This is a genomic window from Agrobacterium sp. 22-3639C2 (assembly GCF_053522105.1).
On record NZ_JBNWDB010000003.1, the window covers coordinates 155,202 to 171,600 of the forward strand.

Genomic DNA, 16,399 nt, shown 5'->3' on the forward strand with positions numbered 1-16,399 from the left:
TTCCGATTAACGGGCTGAGGGTGGCCCCCCCCACCAAATCTCAATAAGGCGCGTCCACCTTCCCCGTGCTCACATAAACCGTCTTCAGCTCGCTATAATGCTCCAGCGCCGCCGCCGAATTCTCGCGCCCGAAACCAGACTGCTTGGAGCCGCCGAATGGGATTTCCACCGGGCAGAGATTGTAGGTGTTGATCCACAGCGTGCCCGCCTCCAGCTGGTCGACCACGCGATGAGCGCGGGCGAGATCGGCGGTGAAGACGCCGCCGGCAAGGCCGAATTCGGTGGCGTTGGCGCGGGCGAGAACCTCAACCTCATCATCGAAATCCAGCACGCACATGACCGGGCCGAAGATTTCCTCGCGCGCGATTGTCATGTCATCGGTGACATCTGCAAACACCGTCGGCTGCACATAGGCGCCCTCGCCTGCAACATTGTTGGGAATGCCGCCGCCGGTTACCAGCGTCGCACCCTCCGCCTTGCCCTTTTCGATATAGCCAAGCACCTTTTCCTGCTGGGCTTTGGAGACCAGCGGGCCGAGATGGGTGGCGTAATCCAGGGGGTCGCCGAGGATCATCGCCTCAGTGCGGCGCTTCAGGTTTTCGAGGAAGCGGTCCTTCGCCTTTTTCTGCACGAAAACGCGGGTACCGTTGGAGCAGACCTGACCGGAAGAATAGAAATTGCCGAGCATCGCCCCGCCGACAGCGCTTTCGATATCGGCATCGTCAAACACGATCAGCGGCGATTTTCCACCGAGTTCCATCGTCACGTGCTTCAGATGCCCGGCGGCGGCGGCGGCCACCTTGCGGCCGGTGGGCACCGAGCCGGTGAGCGAGACCTTGGCGACATCCGGGTGGTTGACCAGAAGCGGGCCGGTATCGCGATCACCCTGAATGACGTTGAACAGGCCCTTGGGCAGCCCTGCCTCGATCAGGATTTCCGCGATCTTCAAAGCGCCGAGCGGGGTGTTTTCCGATGGCTTGAAGACCATGGCGTTGCCGGCAACGAGCGCCGGGGCCGCCTTCCAGCAGGCGATCTGCTGTGGATAGTTCCATGCGCCGATGCCGACACAGACGCCGAGCGGCACGCGCTTGGTATAGGCGAAATCGCCGCCGAGCGGGATGTAGTTGCCATTCAGCGCGGAAGGCGCGATACCGCCGAAAAATTCGAAGGCATCGGCACCCGAGGTCGGATCGGCGACGATGGTTTCCTGGATCGGCTTGCCGGTATCCAGCGTTTCGAGCGTGGAGAGCGCCTCGTTGCGTTCACGCATGATATCGGCGGCGCGTTTCAATATACGCCCGCGCGCCATGGGGCTCATTGCCGCCCATTCCTTCTGGGCGCGTTTGGCCGATGCAATGGCGCGCTCGACAATCGCGGGCGTTGCCGCATGCAGCTTTGCAATGACTTCGCCGGTGGCCGGAAAGACGCTTTCGAAAAGCGTGCCGGCATTGTCTTCGACATAGTCGCCATCAATGAAATGCGAGGCTTTGGGCTGCGCCCTGAGAGACGTCGCGATAGTCATGTCGAATACTCCTAGAGAATGCGGACGGACGGCTTCGGGCGCTGTCCATCAGGATATGGTTTGAGCTGCAAGTCGAAATAGTCTTCGACAAGGGCCGGCGCTGAGGCGAGCCCAAGCGGGGCCGAACGCAGGCTGTGCCTGATATACAGCCCGTCGATAAGGGCTGCCGCCCCTTCCGCAATGCGCGCGGCGTCATCGGGTGGACATAGCCGGTTCAGGCTTGCCATGAGGTTCGAGCGCAGGCGACGGGAATAGAGCACCAGCAGGCGGCGCGTTTCTTCCGAGCGCTGCGCCTCCACATAAAAGGCAAGCCATGCCGCCACCGTCTCGGGCGTGAACTGGTCGCTCTGGAAAGAGACGTGAACGATGGCGCTCAGCCGTTCGCGCGGGCCATTGGCGCGGGTCAGCGCCGCCACCGCATCGCGCCTCAGATCCCGCAGCAGGCTGCGGATGGTTTCCAGAAGGAGCTGCTGCTTGCTGCCGAAATAATGATGCGCAAGCGCCGGAGATACGCCCGCTTCCCGGGCAATATCCGACATTGTCACATTCAGCGAACCATGGTGGCCTATGGTGCGTAACGCCGCGTCCACAAGCGCCTTGCGGCGCAAAGGCTCCATTCCGATCTTGGGCATAAGGGTCTCCTTGATGGCGGGCAAAATATTCTTGATTGATCAATCAATCAATAAAAAACGCGCCATTTCATGTCGCTGATTTGCCATGGATCAAAGAAAACCGGGCAAGGCCGGATAAGACTAGCCGCTCCCATGCTGAGGAGCCGCTCACGGGGGAAAAACTAAACCGTGATATACTGCAAATTGGGAATGGAACACGTTTCGTGCTAATATGCTGAGTGATACAAATTTCGCTGGAAGCGGCGCCAGACGAAAACTGAAAAAACGCCCGCAAGACCGCGATCCCCATCAGGTCCCGACACGGACCGGAGATGCCTTCGCAACGGTTGAACAAGGGAGTGATATCATGCCAATGGTGACAGTATCGATTTCCCCGGAACAGGCAGCAAGAATGCGCGAGGCCGTGAATAGCGGCGCCTACGCATCCGGCAGCGAGGTCGTAAGGGCCGCGCTGAGACTATGGGCGGCCTCTGCTGCCGCAAACGGCGCAGATACAGAGGCTGCAGCACCTGTCGAGGCGGATCGCGAACGCCTGAATGTTGCGGAACTTTACGCCGCTCACACCGGACATGTGCGCCGGGCCTGAGGGCCTGCCGGATACCCCTTGCTATTGAGGGGCCCGTGACAAAACCTTCATTAAAGCTTCACAGTCGTGAAAGCTTTTGTTGACCTGTAATCTGCGATTGTCTGCTGAAAAGAGACAAGTTCCCGTGTGTGCATTTGACTTGTCATGCCACCAACGGGGAACTGGCAATAGCGGAGAACAGAAATGCCGGCCGTAACGCTGGAGAACGATGTCATAAGGCGGTTTGCCTCCGGGCACATGTTTCCCATGGCGAAGCTTGTGCTTGAAACCGCGTTTCAGCCGATCGTCGAGGCGACGACGGGCACGATTTTCGGATATGAATCACTGATGCGCGGGCATGACCGGCTTGGGTTTTCCAATCCGCTCGCGCTTCTCGACCAGGCTGCCGAGGATGGCGAGCTGAAGGCCTTCGAGCAGATGCTGGCAAGCCGGGCGCTCGCTAAATTCTCCACCCTGGCGGATTTTTCCACCACCACCCTGTTCCTCAATCTCGATGTAAGGCTTATCCCGCACGGGGACGCCATTCTTGACAAGCTCGTTGGCCATCTGGCGCGGGCGGGCATTCCGGCCTCCTCCATCTGCTTTGAACTTTCCGAACGTTTCGACAATACCAGCGTGCCGGAGTTCAAGGCGCTGATCGCCCGCATGCGCAAGGAAGGTTTCAAGCTGGCGATCGACGATTTCGGCGCCGGTCACGGCGAGATGAAGCTTTTATGCGACTATCCGCTTGATTACCTGAAGATCGACCGGCATTTCATCAGCGGTGTCGATCATCTTCCGCGCAAGCAGCATCTCGTGCGCAACATCGTCAACATCGCTCATGTTCTCGGCGTCCGGGTCATTGCGGAAGGCATCGAAACCGAAGCGGAATTTCTCACCTGCCGCGAATATGGCGTCGATCTGGTGCAGGGCTGGCTGATCGCCAGGCCGACGGTTTTCACCAGCGAGCTTCCCGAGAGCTTTCCGCACCTCAACCGCGTGGGCGTGGCGCGGCGCAACAGCCAGTCGCTGGACGAAATCCTCATCCGTCGCGAAATAGAGCGTCTTCCCACCGTCTATGAGCATGACAGCGTCGACAGCGTCTTCGAATTGTTCCGCAGAAACCCGCAGCAGGCGTTTTTCCCGGTGCTCAACGCCAATGGCGAACCGCGCGGCGTCATCAACGAATATCACCTCAAGGAATACATCTACCGACCTTTCGGGCGCGATCTCCTCAAGAACAAGATCTACGAGCGCACCATTTCCCACTTCGTCGATCCTGCGCCGATCGTGGGTCTCGACGCCGATGCCGATCAACTGATGAACATGTTCGCCAGCATGGGCGGCAGCGCCTGCATCATCCTGACCGAAAACATGCGTTACGCCGGCATCGTCTCAGCCGCATCACTCATCAAGGTCATCAATGAAAAACAGCTCAAGATGGCGCAGGACCAGAACCCGCTGACGGCGCTGCCGGGCAACCGCGCCATCGGCGGCTTCATCGCCGACAGCTGCGGTGATGGCGATGAGACCCGTTTCTTCTGCTATTGCGATTTCGACAATTTCAAACCCTTCAACGATAAATACGGCTTCAATGCCGGCGACCACGCCATCACCCTGTTTTCCGCACTGATGCGTCGCTACTTTTTCGCCGGCGACTGCTTTCTCGGCCATATCGGCGGCGACGACTTCTTCGTCGGCGTGCGTGACTGGGCGGTGGAGGAACTGACGGAAATCCTCGAGCGGCTGCTCAGCGATTTTCACGGTGAAGTGGCCGAACTCTATTCGCCAGAGGACCGTCAGGCCGGTCGCATGGTCGGGCTGGACCGTCGCGGCAATGAGCGGGATTTTGCCTTGCTGCGTTGCTCCATCGGCGTTCTCACATTGCCAAAAGGTTTGATCATCGCCAATCCCGAGCGCATCGGCAGCGAGATCGCCGGCATCAAGACAGCCGCGAAAGAAAACGAAGGCGGCCTCGTCATCCGGGTGTTCGGGGAGACAAAATGACATCAGCGACAAAGGGCCTCCTTCCCTAAGCGGTACATCTGTCCTAAATCTTCAGGTAACGCCGACAAATGAGGAATTGCCCCTGGCCATGCCCGAAAATGTGACCCTGCCCGAAAAAATGCGCTTCATCGACCTTCCCTCCCATGGTGGCCCGGAGGTGATGCAGCTTTCGCAAGCACCTTTGCCAACCCCCGCCAGAGGCGAAATCCTGGTGAGGGTCGAGGCGGCCGGCGTCAACCGCCCCGATGTCGCGCAGAGGCAGGGCGCCTATCCGCCGCCGAAGGACGCAAGCCCGATCCTCGGCCTCGAAATTGCCGGAGAAGTGGTGGCGCTCGGCGAAGGCGTCAGCGAATTCAAACCTGGCGACAAGGTCTGCGCGCTCGCCAATGGCGGCGGTTATGCGCAATATTGCACCGTGCCGGCCGGACAGGCCCTGCCCTTCCCCAAGGGGTACGACGCCGTCAAGGCCGCCGCGCTGCCGGAAACCTTCTTCACCGTCTGGGCCAACCTCTTCCAGATGGCGGGCCTGACCGAAGGCGAAAGCGTGCTCATCCACGGCGGCACCAGCGGTATCGGCACAACCGCCATCCAGCTCGCCAAAGCCTTCGGCGCTGATGTCTATGCGACGGCGGGTTCTGCGGAAAAATGCGAGGCCTGCGTCAAGCTTGGTGCCAAACGGGCCATCAATTACCGCGACGAGGATTTCACCGCCGTCATCAAGGCCGAGACCGATGGCAAGGGTGTCGATGTGGTTCTCGACATGATCGGTGCGGCCTATTTCGAAAAGAACATTGCCGCACTCGCCAAGGATGGCTGTCTGTCCATCATCGCCTTTCTGGGCGGCGCCGTGGCTGAAAAGGTTGATCTGCGGCCAATCATGGTCAAACGCCTGACCGTCACCGGCTCCACCATGCGGCCACGTACCGCTGACGAGAAACGCGCCATCCGTGATGAGCTTATCGAACAGGTCTGGCCGCTCATCGAAAGCGGCAAGGTTGCGCCTGTCATCAACAAGGTCTTCACGCTGGACGAAGTTGTGGAGGCCCACCGGCTGATGGAAACCAGCAATCATATCGGCAAGATCGTGATGCGGGTGTCCTGATCAGACCTCTTGCATTAATGACGAATCGTACTACCTTCTAGTTATGTTCAACGTATCGGAAGGAGGTGATCCAATGTCTAATGAGATTTCGGTCTCTGGTGCAGGCAATGGAAAGGGTGGGTTTTCGACGGGGCAGCCCTCGGCGTAAAAACCTCTTGCCTTCGGAACGTTGAGAAACAGTCCCGGGTCTGTAAACAGGACCAAGCTCATGGAAGGGTCGCCTCTGGCGACCCTTTTCCGTTTCTGGGGTGATCGCGCGTTTACCCGGTTCCCTCATCTCTGTGCTTGTCACAGAGATCCAGCCAGACCAAGTGTTTGGGCTGGCTGGATACCGGCTCAAGGCCAGTATTACCGGGAACCGCCAGCTGCCAATCGCAGCCGCATCTCCCCTACTTCTTGCCAAACACCTTCCACCGGGTCGGACGAAACCGCAGTTCGGCACCTACCGCCACGGCGGCGTTGAGCGGCACCTCGATTTCGAGGTGATAGGGGTCATGGCCGTTATTGGCGATGTCGATTTCGGCGATGCGGGTGCCGGCGAGGCGGCGACAGGTGGTAACCTTGCCGTAAAGCGCGTTTTTCTCGTCGGTCAGCACCACATCTTCCGGACGGAAGAACAGCTCGCCCTCACCTGCGCCACTTTCGGCGACGCCGATGCTCTCGCCTTGAAACACCACCTGGCCGTCGCGGATCGTCACCGGCAGGCTGGAGGATTCGCCGATGAAGGAGAAGACGAACGGGGAATTGGGCGTGTCGTAGACGTCATCCGCCGTGCCGACCTGTTCGATCTTGCCCTGGCTCATGACGACGACGCGGTCGGCCAGTTCCAGTGCTTCTTCCTGATCGTGGGTAACGAAGACGGTGGTGTGGCCCGTGCGGTCGTGGAATTCGCGCAGCCAGCGGCGCAGTTCCTTGCGCACCTTGGCATCGAGTGCGCCGAAGGGTTCATCGAGCAGCAGCACTTTCGGCTCGATGGCAACTGCGCGAGCCAGCGCCACGCGCTGGCGCTGGCCGCCGGAAAGCTGGGTCGGGTAGCGCTTTTCGAGGCCGGTCAGATGCACCATGTCCAGAAGCTCCGAAACTCGCCTGCGGATTTCCGCTTTCGGCGGGCGGGAGGCGGAAGGGCGCACCTTCAGGCCGAAGGCGATGTTGTCGGCAACCGTCATGTGGCGGAACAGGGCGTAGTGCTGAAACACAAAACCGACATTGCGCTCCTGCACCGAGCGGTGCGAGGCATCCTCATCGCCGAAGAAGATGCGGCCTTGGGTCGGCTGCTCCAGGCCGGCGATGAGGCGCAGCAGCGTCGTCTTGCCGGAACCGGAGGGACCGAGCAGCGCGATCAGCTCGCCGGAACGAATGTCGAGCGACACGTCGTTCAGCGCCGGAAAGCGATCAAACTGCTTGGTGATGCCGGAAACTTTCACTTCCATGAATATGCCTTTCAATGCTTGCCGGCTGCGTTGCCCGCGCCAAAGCGTATTTCGAGAATGGTTTTGAGAACGAGCGTCACGAGCGCCAGACCAGCCAGCAGCGTCGCCACCGCGAAGGCCGCGCCGATATTGTACTCATTATAGAGTATCTCGACATGCAGCGGCATGGTGTTGGTCTCGCCGCGAATATGGCCTGATACGACAGAGACGGCGCCGAACTCGCCCATGGCGCGGGCGTTGCAGAGCAGCACCCCGTACAGCAGTCCCCATTTGATATTCGGCAGCGTGACATACCAGAAGGTCTGCCAGCCGGTTGCGCCAAGCGAGATCGCCGCCTCCTCATCGCCATTGCCCTGCTCCTGCATCAGCGGGATCAGTTCACGCGCGACGAAGGGAAAGGTGACGAAGATGGTGGCTAGCACGATGCCCGGAACAGCAAAGAGGATTTCGATGCCATAACTCTTCAGCCATGGCCCGAGCACGCTGTGCGAAGAGAACAGGATGACATAGACCAGACCCGATATGACCGGCGAGATCGAGAACGGCAGGTCGATCAGCGTTATCAGGAATGCCTTGCCCTTGAACTCGAATTTCGCAATCGCCCAGGCGGCGGCGACACCGAAGATAAGGTTGAGCGGCACCGAAATGGCGGCGACAAGCAGTGTCAGACGGATGGCGGAGAGTGCATCCGGCTCGACGATCGCTTCCCAGAAGGCATCGGCGCCTTTGCGAAATGCCTCGAAGAACACCGATACCAGCGGCAGCACGAGGAAAGCCGCAAGGAACAGGAAGGCAATGGCAATCAGCACCAGCCGGGCAGGCAGGCTCTCGCTGGCGGGATCGCGGAACGGTCGGGACGAGGTGCGGGAAGCATCAGACATAACCGTACCTCTTGCGGCTCCAGGCCTGAATGAGATTGATGAGGAACAGCATGGCGAAGGAAATGATCAGCATGATGGTGGCGATGGCCGTCGCGCCCGCATAATTGAACTCCTCCAGCCGGATGACGATGAGGAGCGGTGCGATTTCCGAGACGTAGGGAATATTGCCGGCGATGAAGATGACCGAGCCGTACTCTCCGATACCGCGCGCGAAGGCGAGTGCGAAGCCCGTCAGGATGGCGGGCGTGAGGCTTGGCAGCAGCACTCGGCTGATTGTCTGGAAACGGTTAGCGCCGAGCGTTGCCGCCACCTCCTCCACCTGCCGGTCTATTTCTTCCATGACCGGCTGCACGGTGCGGACCACGAATGGCAGGCCGATGAAGATCAGCGCGATGACGATACCGGTCGGCGTAAAAGCGATCTTGATGCCGAAGGGTTCGAACAGCGAGCCAACCCAGCCGCGATTGGCATAAAGCGTGGTGAGCGCGATGCCGGCAACCGCCGTCGGAAGGGCAAAGGGCAGATCCACGATGGCATCAACGAAACGCCGGCCGGGAAAACGATACCGCGTGAGAACCCAGGCGACGATGACGCCAAAAACAGCGTTCACCAGTGCGGCGATGAAGGCGGTGCCGAAACTGACGCGCAGCGCATTCAGCGTACGGCTATCGACAGCGATCGCAATAAAATCTGCAAAACCAAGTTTCGCCGTGGACCAGATGAGGCCGCCGAGCGGAATAAGAATGATGAGAAACAGATAGACGACCGTGTAACCGAACGTCAGGCCGAAGCCTGGTATCACGCTCGATTGACGCCACTTCCACCTGTTTCCGGATGTATTATTGCTCATCAACGCTCCGGATAATCTTTAGTTTGGCACATTTCCGGACAGAAAACCGGGGTCCACTTTTCCTGGAAATGCTCTCTGGGAGCCGGTGTTCCCCGGCCTTGTTATAAAGGATCGACCGGCACGGTGTCCGGTCGATCGATTTGTCGTTTTTCAAGTTCCCTTAAGCGGGGTGGGCGGATTTGTCTTCAGCCCATCATCCGCTTACTTGGCGGGCTTGTAAATCTGGTCGAAGATGCCGCCGTCACCGAAATGTTCAGGCTGCGCCTTGGCCCAACCGCCAAACTGCGGATCGTCGATGGTGACGAGCTTGATGTCGGGCAGCTGCTTCAGCAGATCCTTGGAGACAACTGCGGGGTTCGAAGGACGATAGAAGTGCTTCGCCGCAATGTTCTGACCTTCGTCGGAATAGAGATATTGCAGATAGGCTTCCGCCGCCTTGCGGGTGCCCTTGGCGTCGACGTTCGCATCAACCACGGCGACCGGCGGCTCGGCGAGGATCGAGATCGGCGGCACGATAATGTCGAAGGCATCCGCGCCGAATTCCTGACCGGCCAGATAGGCTTCGTTTTCCCAGGCCAGCAGCACGTCGCCGATCTGGCGCTGCGCAAATGTGACCGTGGAGCCGCGGGCACCGGTATCGAGCACCGGAGCGCGCTTGTAGAGTTCGCCGACATAGGCCTTGATCTTGTCCTGGTCGCCCTTGAACTCTTCATTCGCCCATGCCCAGGCGGCAAGGTAATTCCAGCGTGCGCCACCAGAGGTCTTGGGGTTCGGGGTAACGATCTGTACGTCGCCCTTTACCAGATCGCCCCAGTTATGGATTCCCTTCGGGTTGCCCTTGCGGACGAGGAACACGATGGTGGAGGTGTAGGGCGAGGAATTATGCGGCAGGCGGCCGCGCCAGTCCTTGTTGATCTTGCCGGAATTCTGGACGATGGCATCGATATCGCTCTGCAGCGCCAGCGTCACCACATCGGCTTCCAGACCGTCGATGACCGAGCGAGCCTGCTTGCCGGAGCCGCCATGCGACTGCTGGATCGTGACATCCTCACCGGTATCGGCCTTCCACTTCTTGGCGAAGGCTTCGTTGAAATCCTTGTAGAGTTCGCGGGTCGGATCATAGGACACGTTAAGCAGCTTGGTCTGCGCGGCAGCCGAGCCGACACCTCCCAGAGCCAGCGATAGACCGAGAGCGAAAACGCTCAAACCGGACAGAAGCTTGGACATCGGTATTCCCTCCTGATGAAGATGGCTTAACTCTACTGGACCGGTAGAGTTGGTCAATGAGGCCGAATACGATCGAAAAAGTGTTTCCCGAGAGCGTTTCCACGGGCAACAAATACAGCGCAGCATAGGCGAAAGGCGCAACAAGCGTCGTGTAAAACTTTGCTGAATGCAAAACCGTTTCACATTTTTGACGATTTTTTGGCGTTACGGCGAAAAATATTCAGGTGTTTTAGACGATTTTTTCGTCAGGCCGTCAAAAGTTCGGGCACTTCCACGCCTGCAACGGCATCCGCAACGGTGGTGTTGAAAAGGATATTGCGGGTGGCATCGGCCACGCGGGCGAAGACGTGGCGTATTTCGCACTGCTTTTCGCCATCGCAATCCTCGCACCGGCGATAGGCGGTCTGCGACAGGCAGGGCAAGGGAGCCAGCGGCCCGTCGATGAGGCGCAGCACCTCGCCGAAGGTGATATCGGCAGCCGGGCGCGCCAGCAAATAACCGCCCTGCTTGCCGCGCCTGCTTTCGACGATGCGTTCCTTCTTCATTTCGAGAAGGATCTGTTCAAGGAATTTTTTCGGAATGGCCTGTTCGCGGGCAATATCGGAAATTTGCACAGGACAGCCGCCGTCGGCCTTTGCCAGCGAAAGAAGCGCCCTCAGCGCATATTTTGCCTTCTGCGAAATCATCGTGAAACCAGTAGAACACAAGCCCGGATACCCGGCAATTCCGGCTTAGCGCAGAAGTTGTCACAATTCAAATCCAAGCTGCAAAGAAGGTGAACGGGCATCTTTTGCTCATAGATCGTGCGCGTGAGGCATTTTTGCTCTGAAGTGCAGCGCACAAAGACTGTCATTTCTGTTCCAGAGGCCCGATTTCAACAATAATCGGCCATGGAAATCCCGGACGTGACAATGACGATCAATTCAGCAAATGCCTCTGCCGATACCGCATCCCTCGACGCCACGCTTGCCGGGCTCGATCTTGCGGGACGACTTTCCTTTATCGCCGGTCTTGGCGGCCGTGCGGTCTTCACCACCAGCCTCGGCATCGAGGACCAGGTCATCACGGCGGCCATCGGCACCCACCGGTTGCCGATCGACGTCGTGACGCTGGAAACCGGCCGGCTCTTCAAGGAAACCGTCGATCTCATCGAGGAAACCGAGGAACGCTTCGGCATCGACATCCGTCGCTTTCGGCCCGAACAGGACGATATCGACGCCTATGCCGAAAAATACGGCCTCAACGGTTTTTACGAAAGCATCGAGGCCCGTCACGCCTGCTGTCATGTCAGAAAGCTGATCCCGCTCGGCAAGGCGCTGGAAGGTGCCACCTTCTGGATCACCGGGCTCCGCCGCGGCCAGTCGGGCAATCGTGCGACCACGCCTTTTGCCGAATTCGACGCTGAGCGTAATCTGATCAAGGTCAATGCCTTGGCGGACTGGGACATCGACCAGATCAAGGCCTATGTCGCTTCTGAAAACATTCCCGTCAATCCGTTGCATGCGCGTGGTTACCCCTCCATCGGCTGCGAGCCGTGTACACGCGCTATCAAGCCCGGCGAGCCTGAGCGCGCCGGACGATGGTGGTGGGAAAACGACGAGAAGCGCGAATGCGGTCTTCACGTCGCCGGTGCGGACCAGACGTCCGCCATTTCCGCCATCCCACAACGATAATCATTCAGACCAGTTCCGGAGTTTAAAATGTCCAACGCAGTCCACGAGACGGACAGCAAGAATACTGTCGCATCCAAGCCGCCGCTCGATCCGCATCTGAAGGCGCTTGAAAACGAAGCCATTCATATCTTCCGCGAAGTCGCCGCCGAATTCGACAATCCCGTGATGCTCTATTCCATCGGCAAGGATTCGTCCGTGCTGCTGCATTTGGCGCGCAAGGCATTCTTCCCAGGCCGCGTGCCCTTCCCGCTGCTGCACGTCAATACGGGCTGGAAATTCAAGGAAATGATCGAATTCCGCGACAAGATCGTCAAGGAATATGACCTCGATCTCATCTCCTACACAAACCCGCGCGGCGCGAGCGAAAACGTGACGCCCTTCACCCACGGTTCGGCGCTCTACACCGACATCATGAAGACGGAAGCGCTGCGCCAGGCGCTGGACGCCGGTCAGTTCGATGCCGCCTTCGGCGGTGCGCGCCGCGACGAGGAAGCAAGCCGCGCCAAGGAGCGCATCTATTCCTTCCGCACGCCGGACCACAAATGGGACCCGCGCAACCAGCGCCCTGAGCTGTGGAACATCTATAACGGCATGGTCCGCAAGGGTGAAAGCGTGCGCGCCTTCCCGCTCTCCAACTGGACCGAAGTCGATATCTGGCGTTACATCGAGGCGGAAAACATTCCGCTGGTGCCGCTCTATTACGCCGCCGAGCGCCCCTATATCGAGCGTGACGGCATGATGATCCTTGCCGAAGACGAGCGGCTGGAGCTGCTGCCCGGCGAAGAGATCCAGCACGGCTCGATCCGCTTCCGCACGCTCGGCTGCTTCCCGCTGACCGGCGCGATCCACTCCGAGGCGGCGACGCTTCAGGAGGTCATCGCAGAGCTGGAAATCGCCACCGTTTCCGAGCGGCAGGGCCGCGCCATCGATCGAGACCAGTCCGGCTCGATGGAGAAGAAGAAGCGCGAGGGCTATTTCTGATGACCGCCGCTGCTACCAACACCGCCTCCACGGCCACCATCCTGCCCTTTGCCGAACATTCGAAGGCGACGCGTGATACGCGCCCGCTTCGTCTCATCACCTGCGGCAGCGTGGATGATGGCAAATCGACCCTGATCGGCCGTCTCCTGTGGGACACCAAGGCCGTCAAGGAAGATCAGGCCGCCACCCTGCACCGCGATAGCGGCAAGCAGAACGATCTCGGCCTGCCCGATTTCGCGCTGCTGCTCGACGGTTTGCAGGCAGAGCGCGAACAGGGCATCACCATCGATGTCGCTTATCGCTATTTCTCAACCGACCGGCGCGCCTTCATCGTGGCCGACACGCCCGGCCATGAGCAATATACCCGTAACATGGCGACCGGCGCTTCCACGGCCGATCTCGCCGTGCTTTTGGTCGATGCGCGCACCGGCATTCTGGAACAGACACGCCGACACGCCACCATCGCGGCGCTGATGGGCATCCGGCAATTCGTGCTGGCCATCAACAAGATCGACCTGACGAATTACGACAAGGCAGGTTTTGAACTGATCGCCCACGAATTCCGCGATTTCGCCTCTGACCTCGGCATCAAGCAGATCACAGCCATTCCAATGTCGGCGCTGAAGGGCGAAAACGTCGTGCTATCAGGCAAGGCCTCCATGCCCTGGTATGAAGGCCCGACGCTGGTCGAAACGCTGGAGCTTGCCACGGTGCGCTCGGCGCAATCGGGTGGTTTCCGCTTCCCCGTACAGCGCGTGTCGCGCCCCGGCGAAAGTTTCCGCGGTTATCAGGGCACGGTTGCCGGCGGCTCGGTCAAGCCGGGCGATAGCGTTGTCGTGCTGCCGTCGGGCATGGTCGCGAATGTAAAGCAGATCGTCACTTTCGATCTGGTGCGTAACGCCGCCGTTGCTGGTGACGCGGTCACGCTCGTTCTCGACCGTCAGGTGGACGTCTCGCGCGGCGACATGATCGTGTCCATCGAGGCACAACCGCAGACAGGGCTTGCCTTCGACGCGCAGATCGTGGCGTTGCAGCCGGGTGGCATCGAGGCCGGCAAACGTTACTGGCTGAAGAGCGGCAGCCGCCGCCAGCGCGTCAGCGTGCAGCCGGTCAGCCAGCTCAACCTGAAAGAAGGCGAATGGCAGGCGCACGAGACATCGCTGCCGATGAACGCCATCGGCAAGGTGCGGCTCTCCTTCGACGAGACGGCAATCTTCGATGCCTATGAGCAGAACCGGGCAACCGGCTCCTTCATCCTGATCGACCCCGACACCAACAACACGGTGGCGGGTGGCATGATTGCCGGCAAACGCAGCGTTGGCGCAACGGAAGAACAGGGTGACCGCGTCATTCTCTCCCTGCCCGCCCATCTGGCCGAGAAGCTTCTGGCAAGCGAACTGCTGGCCAAGCACCGCGACGAGATCGACATCCGCCGCACGGATGGCGCGACAGCCTCACGGCTGATCAGCGATCTGGACTGACAGACACGCGCACACAACAAAAAGGCGACCGCCCAAGCGGTCGCCTTTTTTGTTTGAAAGCCTTTGGATCAGGCCTCGTTTAAAACACGAACATGTAAAGCAGGATGATCACAAAAATCGGAACACCCATCGCCCACAGTGCAATACCTTTTAGCATGTTATCCTCCATCGTTGTTGTGGTGGGATAACGGTTGAGGCGCAGTTGCGTTCCCTGCGACTGCGCTGACGACGGGTTCATCGCGGTCGATAACGTCAAACGCATCAAGTTTTCGACGCTTGGCAGAGCCCAGAAGATGGCAAGCATCATGGCGCTGTGTTCAGGCTTGGTTAATGACCGACACCTCACTCTCTCAGCAATGGAACTGCGTGGTTCAGCGCACGTTAGTGTCCGTCATTGGGAGATGAAGATTATGAAAATTCTGACTGCAGCGATCTGCCTGGTTTCGGTGGGCATCCTAAGTGGCTGTGTCGATGATCGGGGCTACCGTAGCGGCGGATATTATACGACAGGCGTGTACTACCGCACCTATGAACGCGATCGCCACTACCGTGACTATGACCGTCGCGACTGGCGCGACCGGAGGGATTGGCGTGATCGTCGCGACTGGCGCGGTGATTACCGCTACCGATGATCGACTGGACCTACATTCAAGACCATTGGGATTGGGCGGGGCACATTCTAGAGGCCGTCATCATGGCGGCGATTGTCGCCGTTCTGTTTCGCCTGCTCGTTAGCTGGCGAATGGCGTGGATAATCGGGCTGGCCTTCGCCGCCGGTCATTTTCATGGCCGGGAAAAGCGGGACTACGAGGTGTCCGTAGAAATGCCTCCTCCCCATCTGGAAGGTTATTACTTCTGGAATTGGTCCTGGGATGGTTTAACCGACTTCTGGCCGACGGCTCTTGTTTGCGTTTTGCTCATTCTCCCGTTGGCGAGGAGGAGAAATTGACATTCCGTGCAATCACCAAAGTCGTGATTTGCAGCCGCGGACGCCGAATGCGTTTACCCGTCCGGTTTTAAACGGTCAGGTCTCCGTACGATGCCATGATCCAAGGATTTTCAGAAGTGTTGGGATCATTTGAAAGCCCCGGGAAATATTGGGCTTAAGCTGGTCGGAGTGAGAGGATTCGAACCTCCGACCCCGTCGTCCCGAACGACGTGCGCTACCAGACTGCGCTACACTCCGTGACCAGCGGCGCTTCTATAGACCAGCCTCCAGCATTCGACAAGCGGCATATTGCATTTTTTGTGACAAGTTTTCAACGCGCTGCGAAGGGCGGTCGCCAAGTGCCTGCCGCACCGGGCGGCGTGTGGGAAAACGTTACAAAAAAGCAATTGTGGCAGGAAATTTTCGTCAAGCGGCACAGCTCCCCTGCCCGTCGCCGCCAAATCTGCTAGGGGAACGTAATGACCGGCGGGAAGCCGGACACGGCACAAAGGACATTTCACCATGCTATTTCGCAGCGTAACGCTCGCAGGGCTCGCCATTGCGCTCTCCGCCTGTACGACATCGACGGGCTCTGCCCCTTCCTTCACCCAGAAGAGCCCCGTTGAAACGCGGTGGGTCGGTCAGTCCGCAGGTATTTTCTTTGCAAAATTCGGCCCGCCGCTGAGCGACACGGAAACCGGCAGCTCGACCATCTATAACTGGCGCGGCGGTTACAAGAAGGCCACCATTCCGGCCAAGTTCGAAGAAGGCAAGGACGGCAAGAAGGGTCGCCAGATTTCGCCCGCCCGCACCGCCTCGCTCTCCTGCACGGTTCAGCTCACCGTCTCCAGCGACTACACGATCACTTCGGTACGCACGGTTTCCGACCGCCCCGGCGTCAACGGCCCGAGCTATTGCGCGGAATTCCTCGCCGCAAACTGAGTTTTCGTCCAGCTGACGAAACGAGCCAAGGCCTGCCCTAACCGGCGGGCCTTTTCACTTTTTTGCGATTATTCTCATTTTTCCTGAATTTTTTTCACACGGACCAGCGCAACCTGATCCGCCAAGCGCGGCAAACGCCGAATTGACGGCTTTTTCGCGATATTCGCGCTTGAGACAC

At 59.2% G+C, this 16,399-nt stretch carries 17 protein-coding genes and 1 tRNA gene; 9 read left to right on the forward strand and 9 right to left on the reverse strand.

Annotated features, from left to right (window positions below):
• Nucleotides 1-40: 40 nt before the first annotated feature.
• Together betB and betI are read right to left on the reverse strand one after the other, a co-directional pair.
• Entirely contained in the window at nucleotides 41-1,522 is a 1,482-nt protein-coding gene (gene betB / locus ACQZ6D_RS13755) for a betaine-aldehyde dehydrogenase (protein ID WP_065702706.1), read from the reverse strand.
• A gap of 11 nt (nucleotides 1,523-1,533) precedes the next feature.
• Nucleotides 1,534-2,154 carry a transcriptional regulator BetI gene (betI, locus tag ACQZ6D_RS13760; protein ID WP_003511878.1) on the reverse strand — a complete coding sequence of 207 codons (621 nt, stop codon included), beginning with the start codon at nucleotides 2,152-2,154 and terminating at the stop codon, nucleotides 1,534-1,536.
• A 346-nt stretch (nucleotides 2,155-2,500) separates the two neighbouring features.
• On the opposite strand from betI, the gene ACQZ6D_RS13765 reads away from it, so the two are divergent.
• From ACQZ6D_RS13765 to ACQZ6D_RS13775, 3 genes are all read left to right on the forward strand, one after another.
• Nucleotides 2,501-2,740 carry a ribbon-helix-helix domain-containing protein gene (locus ACQZ6D_RS13765; protein WP_065702807.1) on the forward strand — a complete coding sequence of 80 codons (240 nt, stop codon included), beginning with the start codon at nucleotides 2,501-2,503 and terminating at the stop codon, nucleotides 2,738-2,740.
• A gap of 183 nt (nucleotides 2,741-2,923) precedes the next feature.
• Nucleotides 2,924-4,726: a GGDEF domain-containing protein gene (locus tag ACQZ6D_RS13770; RefSeq protein ID WP_013635646.1), complete on the forward strand. Its 1,803-nt coding sequence runs from the start codon at nucleotides 2,924-2,926 to the stop codon at nucleotides 4,724-4,726.
• An 88-nt stretch (nucleotides 4,727-4,814) separates the two neighbouring features.
• Entirely contained in the window at nucleotides 4,815-5,828 is a 1,014-nt protein-coding gene (locus ACQZ6D_RS13775; RefSeq protein ID WP_003511875.1) for an NAD(P)H-quinone oxidoreductase, read from the forward strand.
• Nucleotides 5,829-6,217: 389 nt separating this feature from the next.
• On the opposite strand, the gene ACQZ6D_RS13780 is transcribed toward ACQZ6D_RS13775, so the two are convergent.
• The 5 genes from ACQZ6D_RS13780 to ACQZ6D_RS13800 form a co-directional block, all read right to left on the reverse strand.
• Nucleotides 6,218-7,258 (reverse strand): sulfate/molybdate ABC transporter ATP-binding protein, encoded by a 1,041-nt coding sequence (locus tag ACQZ6D_RS13780; RefSeq protein ID WP_019564159.1) that lies wholly within the window; start codon nucleotides 7,256-7,258, stop codon nucleotides 6,218-6,220.
• 11 nt (nucleotides 7,259-7,269) lie between these two features.
• A complete protein-coding gene (cysW, locus tag ACQZ6D_RS13785) occupies nucleotides 7,270-8,139 on the reverse strand; it encodes a sulfate ABC transporter permease subunit CysW (protein ID WP_003511871.1) in 870 nt (289 codons plus the stop codon).
• Nucleotides 8,132-8,989 (reverse strand): sulfate ABC transporter permease subunit CysT, encoded by an 858-nt coding sequence (gene cysT / locus ACQZ6D_RS13790; protein ID WP_025592705.1) that lies wholly within the window; start codon nucleotides 8,987-8,989, stop codon nucleotides 8,132-8,134. Before cysT ends, cysW begins: the two co-directional genes overlap by 8 nt.
• A 201-nt stretch (nucleotides 8,990-9,190) precedes the next feature.
• A complete protein-coding gene (locus ACQZ6D_RS13795; protein ID WP_003511869.1) occupies nucleotides 9,191-10,216 on the reverse strand; it encodes a sulfate ABC transporter substrate-binding protein in 1,026 nt (341 codons plus the stop codon).
• 245 nt (nucleotides 10,217-10,461) lie between these two features.
• Complete coding sequence (locus ACQZ6D_RS13800) at nucleotides 10,462-10,902, reverse strand: RrF2 family transcriptional regulator (protein ID WP_025592702.1); 441 nt, start codon at nucleotides 10,900-10,902, stop codon at nucleotides 10,462-10,464.
• Between the two features lie 204 nt (nucleotides 10,903-11,106).
• Between ACQZ6D_RS13800 and ACQZ6D_RS13805 the strand changes: the two genes are divergently transcribed.
• Genes ACQZ6D_RS13805 through cysN form a run of 3 tightly spaced genes read left to right on the forward strand, consistent with a single transcriptional unit; the run spans nucleotide 11,107 to nucleotide 14,351 of the window.
• Nucleotides 11,107-11,889, forward strand: coding sequence for a phosphoadenylyl-sulfate reductase (locus ACQZ6D_RS13805; RefSeq protein WP_013635643.1), 783 nt, complete (start codon nucleotides 11,107-11,109; stop codon nucleotides 11,887-11,889).
• A 27-nt stretch (nucleotides 11,890-11,916) separates the two neighbouring features.
• Nucleotides 11,917-12,870 (forward strand): sulfate adenylyltransferase subunit CysD, encoded by a 954-nt coding sequence (cysD, locus tag ACQZ6D_RS13810; protein ID WP_003511863.1) that lies wholly within the window; start codon nucleotides 11,917-11,919, stop codon nucleotides 12,868-12,870.
• A complete protein-coding gene (gene cysN / locus ACQZ6D_RS13815; RefSeq protein ID WP_003511861.1) occupies nucleotides 12,870-14,351 on the forward strand; it encodes a sulfate adenylyltransferase subunit CysN in 1,482 nt (493 codons plus the stop codon). The genes cysD and cysN overlap by 1 nt, the downstream gene beginning before the upstream one ends.
• 79 nt (nucleotides 14,352-14,430) lie before the next feature.
• Here cysN and ACQZ6D_RS13820 read toward each other — a convergent pair whose 3' ends face one another.
• Nucleotides 14,431-14,658, reverse strand: coding sequence for a hypothetical protein (locus ACQZ6D_RS13820; protein WP_065702709.1), 228 nt, complete (start codon nucleotides 14,656-14,658; stop codon nucleotides 14,431-14,433).
• Between the two features lie 103 nt (nucleotides 14,659-14,761).
• Here ACQZ6D_RS13820 and ACQZ6D_RS13825 point away from each other — a divergent pair, with 103 nt between their 5' ends.
• Both ACQZ6D_RS13825 and ACQZ6D_RS13830 read left to right on the forward strand, forming a co-directional pair.
• Entirely contained in the window at nucleotides 14,762-14,983 is a 222-nt protein-coding gene (locus ACQZ6D_RS13825) for a hypothetical protein (protein ID WP_003511857.1), read from the forward strand.
• Complete coding sequence (locus ACQZ6D_RS13830) at nucleotides 14,980-15,300, forward strand: hypothetical protein (RefSeq protein ID WP_065702712.1); 321 nt, start codon at nucleotides 14,980-14,982, stop codon at nucleotides 15,298-15,300. The genes ACQZ6D_RS13825 and ACQZ6D_RS13830 overlap by 4 nt, the downstream gene beginning before the upstream one ends.
• A gap of 160 nt (nucleotides 15,301-15,460) precedes the next feature.
• Here ACQZ6D_RS13830 and ACQZ6D_RS13835 read toward each other — a convergent pair.
• Nucleotides 15,461-15,537, reverse strand: a tRNA-Pro gene (locus ACQZ6D_RS13835).
• A gap of 264 nt (nucleotides 15,538-15,801) precedes the next feature.
• Between ACQZ6D_RS13835 and ACQZ6D_RS13840 the strand changes: the two genes are divergently transcribed.
• Nucleotides 15,802-16,221 carry a hypothetical protein gene (locus tag ACQZ6D_RS13840; protein WP_003511854.1) on the forward strand — a complete coding sequence of 140 codons (420 nt, stop codon included), beginning with the start codon at nucleotides 15,802-15,804 and terminating at the stop codon, nucleotides 16,219-16,221.
• The last annotated feature ends 178 nt before the right edge of the window (nucleotides 16,222-16,399 follow it).